General features: G+C 71.1%; 3 protein-coding genes. All 3 read right to left on the bottom strand.

Annotation, left to right across the window (positions count from 1 at the left end; translation table 11 throughout):
• A partial coding sequence (locus WD250_01905) for an RCC1 domain-containing protein (GenBank protein MEX2618949.1) occupies positions 1-352 on the bottom strand: 352 nt, incomplete at its 3' end.
• Positions 349-1,248 (bottom strand): ABC transporter ATP-binding protein, encoded by a 900-nt coding sequence (locus WD250_01900; GenBank protein MEX2618948.1) that lies wholly within the window; start codon positions 1,246-1,248, stop codon positions 349-351. The genes WD250_01900 and WD250_01905, both read right to left, overlap by 4 nt.
• Positions 1,245-1,625, bottom strand: coding sequence for a GntR family transcriptional regulator (locus tag WD250_01895; protein MEX2618947.1), 381 nt, complete (start codon positions 1,623-1,625; stop codon positions 1,245-1,247). Before WD250_01895 ends, WD250_01900 begins: the two co-directional genes overlap by 4 nt.
• Between the last annotated feature and the right edge of the window lie 441 nt (positions 1,626-2,066).

Here is a 2,066-nt window from a genome sequence, read left to right as displayed (position 1 = left end):
CCGCGTCGTCCAACCCCGCCACGGCCACCGGCACCCGCCGGTCCGTCGTGGTGCCGTCACCGACCTCCCCGTGAAGGTTGTTCCCCCAGCAGGCCACGGTGCCGCCCTCGTCCAGCATGCAGGTGTGGCGACCGCCGGCGGTGATGGCCCCGTCGGTGCCGGCGTCAGCGCTGAGCGCCCCACCGGCCACCCGAGCCTCGTCGTTGGCACGGTCTGGCCCGGTGTCGCCGGCAGCGCAGCCCACCAGCGCCCCCGCCAGCGCCAACCCGCACAGCACGAGCGTGGGCCGAGCACGACCGTGACCGCGCAGCCGCACGGGAGCGCGCAGGTGACGGTGCCCGCTGGCGGTCATCGTGGTGTCTCGCTTGGTTCGGTGAGGTGCACGAACAGGTCCTGGAGCGCCACGGGGCCGACCTCAAGGCCCGCCCGGCGCGCCTGTGCGCGCCTGGCCGCGTCCAGCTCGCCGTAGACCATCACCGCCTTGGTGGGTCCCAGGGTCTTGTCGTTGAGCACGCGCAGACCCTCGGTGAACCGGTCGACCGCCTCGACCGGCCCGGTGACCGCCGCGCCCTGCGCGCACAGGCCTTCGACGTCACGGTGGGCGACCAGACGCCCCTGGTCGATGATCACGACCTGCTCGAACAGCCCGGCGACTTCCTCGATCAGGTGGGTGGACAGCACGATCGTGCGCGGATGGGCCATGAAATCGGCGAGCAGCTCGTCGTAGAACACCAGCCGCGAGGGCGCGTCCAGGCCCAGGTGGGGCTCGTCGAACATCGTCACCGCCGCGCGGCTGGCAAGACCCACCACGATGCGCACCGCCGCCTGCTTGCCGCGCGACAGGGCCTTGACCGCCATGTTGTTGGGTATCCCGAACCGTGCGAGCAGGTGGTGGGCGTAGTCGACGTCCCAGCGCGGACGCAGGCACGCCGCCAGGTCCAGCACGTCACCGACGTTCTCCGAGCGCCACCTGGGCTCCCCACCGGCGTCGCCGTCGGGGACCAGACACACCTCCCGGGTCACCGCCGGGTTCTCAAACACCGGGCGCCCGCCGATGCGCACGCTGCCCGCCGTCGGGCGGCGAAAGGCCGCCAGCACCGACAGCACCGTCGTCTTGCCCGCGCCGTTGCGACCCAGCAGCCCGTAGACCTTGCCGCCCTCCAAGGTCAACGTCAGCCCGTCGACCGCGTCACGTTCCTGTGAGCGGTAGCGCACCCGCAGGCCCTCCACCTCGATCGCAAGCGTCATGGCGTGCCCTCCGTCTCGCGTGCGGCGGCGTGCTCGTGGATGCGCGCGATCACCTGGTCCAGCGGGATGCCGATCGCGCTGGCCTGTTCGACCATCGGGTCCACGACGTCGGCGAAGAAGCGTCTGCGGTGCTCGGCGCGCAGCTGGCCCTGCGCGTCGGGGCTGACGAACATGCCGACGCCGCGCTTCTTGTAGATGACCCCGGCGTCGGCGAGCTGCTGGAACGCCTTGGCGGCCGTCGCCGGGTTGATCCGGTAGAACGCCGCGTACTGGTTGGTCGACATCAGCCGTTCATCCCCCTTGAGGGTCCCCCGCAGGATGTCCGCGGTGATCCCATCGGCGATCTGCCGGTAGATCGGACTGCGGTCATCGAACAAAGAAGCTCCCGCCTGTGGAACCGCCCTATCGGTTCCTTACTTGACTAAGGAACCATGGTGCACAGCCCCTGTCAAGCCCGAATCAGCGAAGTCCCCCAAACAGCCGGCGCTCGGCCGATGCCCACCGGTCAACCCCACCTGCGGTCCGGTAGGAACCACCCGCCACCAACGGGCACCGTCCACCGTGCCCCCGACAACCCCTCGCCCGGCACCGTGCGGGCGCATGGCAAGTAGCGTTCCACGGATGACTGGCCCCCGCCGGCGAGCGGCTGCGGCGGAGTCCGCCGGCGAGGCGGCTGCGGACGAGTCCGCCCGCGGCCGGAATGTTGAAGTCTCACCCCTGGTGTTTGATGGGTCCATGTCCGCTCCTGCGTCTGCCGCCCGCATCGACCTGGCCTGTGCCGCCGGGCCAGATGTGGACGAGCGCGCTGGGGGCCGCGG

It is taken from the genome of Egibacteraceae bacterium (assembly GCA_040905805.1).
GTDB lineage: Bacteria > Actinomycetota > Nitriliruptoria > Euzebyales > Egibacteraceae > DATLGH01.
This window is presented reverse-complemented; position numbering and strand designations above follow the sequence as displayed.